At 34.6% G+C, this 5,352-nt stretch carries 6 protein-coding genes; 4 read left to right on the top strand and 2 right to left on the bottom strand.

Features of this window, described 5'->3' with window-relative positions:
* Positions 1-107 precede the first annotated feature (107 nt).
* The gene (locus AMD00_RS20210) at positions 108-1,199 is read right to left on the bottom strand and encodes an FUSC family protein (RefSeq protein WP_053418804.1); all 1,092 of its coding nucleotides are present in this window, start codon (positions 1,197-1,199) and stop codon (positions 108-110) included.
* Between the two features lie 189 nt (positions 1,200-1,388).
* On the opposite strand from AMD00_RS20210, the gene bcp reads away from it, so the two are divergent.
* The 3 genes from bcp (at position 1,389) to perR (ending at position 3,499) form a co-directional block, all read left to right on the top strand.
* Positions 1,389-1,862 carry a thioredoxin-dependent thiol peroxidase gene (bcp, locus tag AMD00_RS20205; protein ID WP_053418803.1) on the top strand — a complete coding sequence of 158 codons (474 nt, stop codon included), beginning with the start codon at positions 1,389-1,391 and terminating at the stop codon, positions 1,860-1,862.
* A gap of 2 nt (positions 1,863-1,864) precedes the next feature.
* A complete protein-coding gene (locus AMD00_RS20200) occupies positions 1,865-2,809 on the top strand; it encodes a D-2-hydroxyacid dehydrogenase (protein WP_053418802.1) in 945 nt (314 codons plus the stop codon).
* Positions 2,810-3,055: 246 nt separating this feature from the next.
* Positions 3,056-3,499, top strand: a complete 444-nt coding sequence (gene perR / locus AMD00_RS20195; protein WP_179078290.1) for a peroxide-responsive transcriptional repressor PerR — start codon at positions 3,056-3,058, stop codon at positions 3,497-3,499.
* Between the two features lie 124 nt (positions 3,500-3,623).
* Here the strand turns inward: perR and AMD00_RS20190 are convergent, their stop codons facing one another.
* On the bottom strand, positions 3,624-3,974 hold the full coding sequence (locus AMD00_RS20190) for a YgzB family protein (protein ID WP_053418801.1): 351 nt from the start codon (positions 3,972-3,974) through the stop codon (positions 3,624-3,626).
* 140 nt (positions 3,975-4,114) lie between these two features.
* Here AMD00_RS20190 and AMD00_RS20185 point away from each other — a divergent pair, with 140 nt between their 5' ends.
* Positions 4,115-4,990 (top strand): nucleotidyltransferase-like protein, encoded by an 876-nt coding sequence (locus AMD00_RS20185; protein WP_053418800.1) that lies wholly within the window; start codon positions 4,115-4,117, stop codon positions 4,988-4,990.
* Positions 4,991-5,352: the final 362 nt, after the last annotated feature.

Raw genomic sequence — 5,352 nt, 5'->3', positions numbered from 1 at the left:
TGTTCAACTCGTACTTTTGCCATAAAAAAACCCCCGTAAAAGTTAGAATGGTGTCTAACTTTTACGGGGCAGTTCACGATTAAAAACGATACATTGGATGCTTTTTTTTAGAATATGCTGTCTTCAATTTCGAGTTTAATTTCATCACCGTGGTGATTTTGATACGACATAATAAGCGTATCTAAATGCTCTAAGTTTTCCTCATAATCTAAAATACGTGAGAGTATATGCAGTAAATGATAGCTTGAAAATTCTTCATCCTCATCATTTTCGCGTGAAATTGCAATTTGTTCTGCGAAAATATCCATTACTTCGTTTCTTTGTAAATACTCCTCTTGACCAATCCAAGCCTTATGATCAGGCTTTAGTTTTCCGGAATATTTCAAAAAGAGTTGTTCGTGATAAGTAAGGAGGAAATCTAAACGTTCTTGAATCATAATATGAAACTGCTCAGGAAGTTTGGATAACTCGTTTTCATGTAAATGTAGTCTTTGTAAAACTTCTAGACTTTTTTTCGATGTTGTAATCATTTGTCTATAAACAACAAGCTTTCTTGCTTTTACATGCTTTTCATTTTTTATATATCTACGTTCTTCCTTATAAAATAAATATAACTGGTTGAGCTTTAAATGATGTTCTTTTAATTTTCGTAAAGATTGTTTTGTTGATGTATGTTCAGATGCTTGTCGAACTGCAAGACGAGTCCAGCGAATAATTTCATCCTGCAACAGATTGATGGATTGAAATAATCTTGTTTCATAGCGAGGTGGTAAAAATACAAGGTTGACGATGAATGCGGCAAGTACTCCGATGAGAACTGTAACAAACCGAATCAAACCGAAAGTAAGAAAATCACCGTCTTGGACTTCTAAAATCGCGATGACGGTTACAAGAGATAAGGAAATACAATTTTCCAAACCAAGTCGGATGACGATAGAAATAGTTATGATAGCAGCTAATCCAACGGCTACATATTGATGGCCGAATAGTAAACCAAAAGAAACAGCTATTGCAGCACCGATTAAATTAGATTGTACTTGTTCTAGAATTGTTAAATAAGAGCGATAAATAGATGGTTGGATTGCGAAAATAGCAGCAATGCCGGCAAAGACGGGTGATGGTAAGCTAAGCAAATCTGCAACATATAGTGCAAATATAATAGCTAAACCTGTTTTTAAAATACGGGCACCTAATTTCATCTGAAATGGGTAACCTCTCTTTCTGTATACTAGTATTCCGCTACTTTAACCGATTACCTCAAGATGGTCAACAACGGATTATTCATGAGCTTAATTAACTTATGACGGTAACCTATAGTGTAGACAAAAAAACGACGTTTCTTCAAAAAATTGATACAATTATTGTAAAAGTGAATAGGAGGAGTAAATATGACAGTACTAGAAGGACAACAAGCACCAAATTTCACTCTAAAAAATGAACAGGGCGAACTGGTATCACTTGCAGATTATATTGGAAAGAAATCGGTAGTGCTATATTTTTACTCAAAAGATATGACACCTGGTTGCACTACAGAGGCATGTGATTTTAGAGACTCCCATAGTGATTTCTCTGATCTAAATACCGTTATTTTAGGAGTAAGCCCAGATGATGAAAAAAGACATGAGAAATTTATAGAAAAGCACGGTTTACCATTCTCGCTATTAGTAGATGAGAATCATGCGGTTGCGGAAACATACGGCGTGTGGAAATTGAAGAAAATGTACGGTCGTGAATATATGGGGATTGAACGCACTACTTTTATAATAGATGAAAATGGGGTAGTTATTAAAGAATGGCGTAAAGTCAGAGTGAAGGGACATATTGAAGAGGTGCTTACTTATATACGGGAAAAGGGGAAATAATTATGATAGTGTATTTTACTTTCGATCCAAGACCAGATTTAAAAGAGGGGCTACTACAAGATTTTCCTACTATTGAATTTATCTTTCATAACAATATAGATCATACTGTGTTAAAAGAGGCAGAAGTTGTAGTTACTTATGGTGAAGATATTGAAGCGCAGCAAATATGGTTAGCAGAGAAGTTAAAATGGATAATGGTTGCTTCTGCAGGGATAGAGAAAATGCCTCAAAAGGAAATTGCTGAACGTGGTATCGTTGTTTCTAATGTACGTGGTATTCATAAAGTTCCAATGGCAGAATCTGTACTAGCCCACATTTTATCATATAAACGTGAACTGGCATGGATCTATGAACAAGAGCAAAAAGCTGAATGGAACCGTAAGTCTAAAGCAACGGAGCTTCACGGTTCTACCGCCCTTATTTTAGGACCTGGCGCAATTGGTTCTGAGATTGGCCGATTGTTGCAAGCTTTTGGCGTACATACAATAGGATGTAATCGCTCAGGAAATAAGGCTGATTATATGGATGATATGATTTCTTTTAGTGCATTGCAAAAGACATTACCAAGCGCTGATATAGTTATTTCTGTTTTACCAAGTACTCCGGATACACAATATTTATTAAAGAGTGAACATTTCGAAGCGATGAAAGGCAGTACATTATTTCTAAACTTTGGCCGAGGTGATTTAGTGTCAACAGATGTATTGATACACGCATTGAATGCAGGAGAAATCGCACATGCTGTATTAGATGTATATGAAGAAGAACCGCTACCAGCAGATCATCCTTTTTGGCAGATGAATACTGTTACTGTTTCGCCTCATGTCTCCAGCCATTCTTCAAGATATTTGGAACGTAGTTTAGAAATTTTCAAACCTAACTTAAAAAAGTGGTTAGAGGGAGATACAGAACTTATTAACAAAATGGATATTATTAGAGGGTATTAGTCAGGAACTTTTATCGTTGTAAGAGAAAGTATCATTAACCAGGAACAATTGAGAATGAAACAAGGAATAAAATAATATATTTTGGATTATTAGAGCAAATTTTTGATGGATAGTAAATTATCCTTATTAAAAACCAGAACAAAAAGGTGACTCGTAGATGGAAATGTTGACATTTGCCCTAGTTTTTAAGTAAACTAATTATAACAATTATAAACTAATAATTTTTATGAATTGAGGTGCATGGCGATGACTGAAGTGCAATTGAAAAGCGCTCTAGACACGCTAAAGACAACAGGCGTAAGGATCACCCCCCAACGTCATGCTATTTTAGAGTATTTAATCGAAACAATGTCACATCCAACAGCTGATGAAATATACAAAGCACTTGAAGGGAAATTCCCTAATATGAGTGTAGCAACGGTTTATAATAATCTTCGTGTATTCCGAGAATCAGGTTTAGTGAAAGAATTAACATATGGTGATAGCGCAAGTCGTTTTGATTTTGTTACAAATAAACACTATCACATTATTTGTGAGGGCTGTGGGAAGATTGTAGACTTCCATTACCCAGGGCTTGATGAGGTTGAACATTTCGCCGCTCACGTTACTGGCTTCAAAATTAATTCACACCGTATGGAGATTTATGGGACTTGTCCAACGTGTTCTGAGCAAGCTACTAAAGTTCAATAAGTAAGGAAGCTACTTAACTGTCAAGAATGACACATAGGTAGCTTCTTTTTATGGTAAACTATATAATGCTTTTTTGATAAAAAAACCCCGTTACAATTTAGTAACGAGGCGAAGGCATTAATCTTTAACGTTTTGTGCGATTGTTTAATGATTGATCAAACTCTTGTCCTTCTAATGAAGGATCTAAAGTAAGTGGTTCATTACAATACATACACATATCTACGCGGCCAAGCACTTTCGTGTGTTTATGGCAACTCGGACATTCAACTAATACTGCTCGGGTTGAAAGGAATCCAATCCATCCATATACAAAAGTACTTCCAAGAATACAGAGGATACCTAGTGTCATGAAGATAATAACTAACCATTGGTGTTCTCTGAAGAAAATGGCGCCGTACATGATGATAAAGCCAATAAATATGAGAGATAAAGCAAATGAACGGATTTTATTTATCTTGTTTTTATATGGTTTCATTTGTAAGCCTCCTAATCTACAACATACTATAACACAAAATGATATCGTAATATGAAGTGAAAATTTTATGCAGGAATCTTATTATTTTTGTCGAACGTTTAAGACAGAGTAAATTGACTATTGACTATAGGAGGATCATTATGGAGCAGCTACTACGACCCATATACCAAGAACGAGCAAGTCACCCGAATACAATAGGTGTAATTTTAATAGAAAAAAGGGAAGAAGTAAGTCCGATAACAGATACATTCGATACGATACTTCTTATTATTACAAAAGAAAGTGACCGACCAGTCTTTACAAAACATTATACATTTAAAGAAAAAAAAGCTGCTATGCACATCATTACGGAGAAGCAGTTAAATAAATGGTTATTAGTAGGAACTAATAAGAAGATAGTCGACTGGCTATTCTTTGGGAAAGTATTATTCGATCGTAATGAGTATCTCTCTAATTTAAAAAAGGAACTGAAGGAGTTCCCTTTTTATGGTCGGAAAATTAAAATGGGTATTGAGTTTGCAAAGTTAATACGAAGATACTTAGAGGGTAAAGTATGTTTCGAAGAGAAAAATTATTTAGATGCCTATAATCATGTTGTTGAATCATTGCATCATTTAGCTCGTCTTGCTGTAATGGATAAAGGATTGTACCCTGAGGTTACAGTGTGGTCGCAAGTAAAACAAATTGATCCAGCCATTTACAAATTATATGAAGAACTTATTACAAGTGAAGAATCATTAGATAAACGATTAGAGTTATTATTCTTAGCAAGCGAGTTCTTTATTCACTCTCGTACTGCAGATGGTGCAACGCATGTAATAGAAGTAATGTCTCAAAAAGACTTTTGGACAATTCAAGAACTGCATGAACAAGAGGAGCTAAAAAACTATTCAGTTAACCTTGAAGTTTTCATCGAATACTTAATAGATAAAGGTTACATCTCTGTAGAGCGTGTAGAGACTAAAGGAAATAATATATATCATAGAGATTATAAGGTTGAAGAAATCGTTGATTAGTTGTATATTAATTGAGGCGTTTAAAACGCCTCAAATTTTTTCAGAAAAAGTGTTGACATGAGTATCGACATTATTGTATTATATTAATTGTCGCTAAGACGTGTTGTTAAAACTTAAAACTTTCACTCGATAAACTTTTTTAAAAAAGTTGTTGACATCGAAAATGAAAGATGTTAAGATATTAAAGTCGCTGCAACAACAACGACAATAACAACAAAATGAACCTTGAAAACTGAACATGCAAGACGTTAATCAATAAATAGTTTTGAACATCAACTCTGTTGATGGATTAAAACAAAAATAGATATCATCTTCGGATGATACGCTAGCAAAGCTAATGAGCTTTCAAACTACTTTTATGG

The sequence above is a fragment of the Viridibacillus arvi genome (genome assembly GCF_001274945.1).
GTDB lineage: Bacteria > Bacillota > Bacilli > Bacillales_A > Planococcaceae > Viridibacillus > Viridibacillus arvi.
Note: the sequence above shows the minus strand (reverse complement) of the source record. Positions and strands in the feature narration are given on the sequence as shown.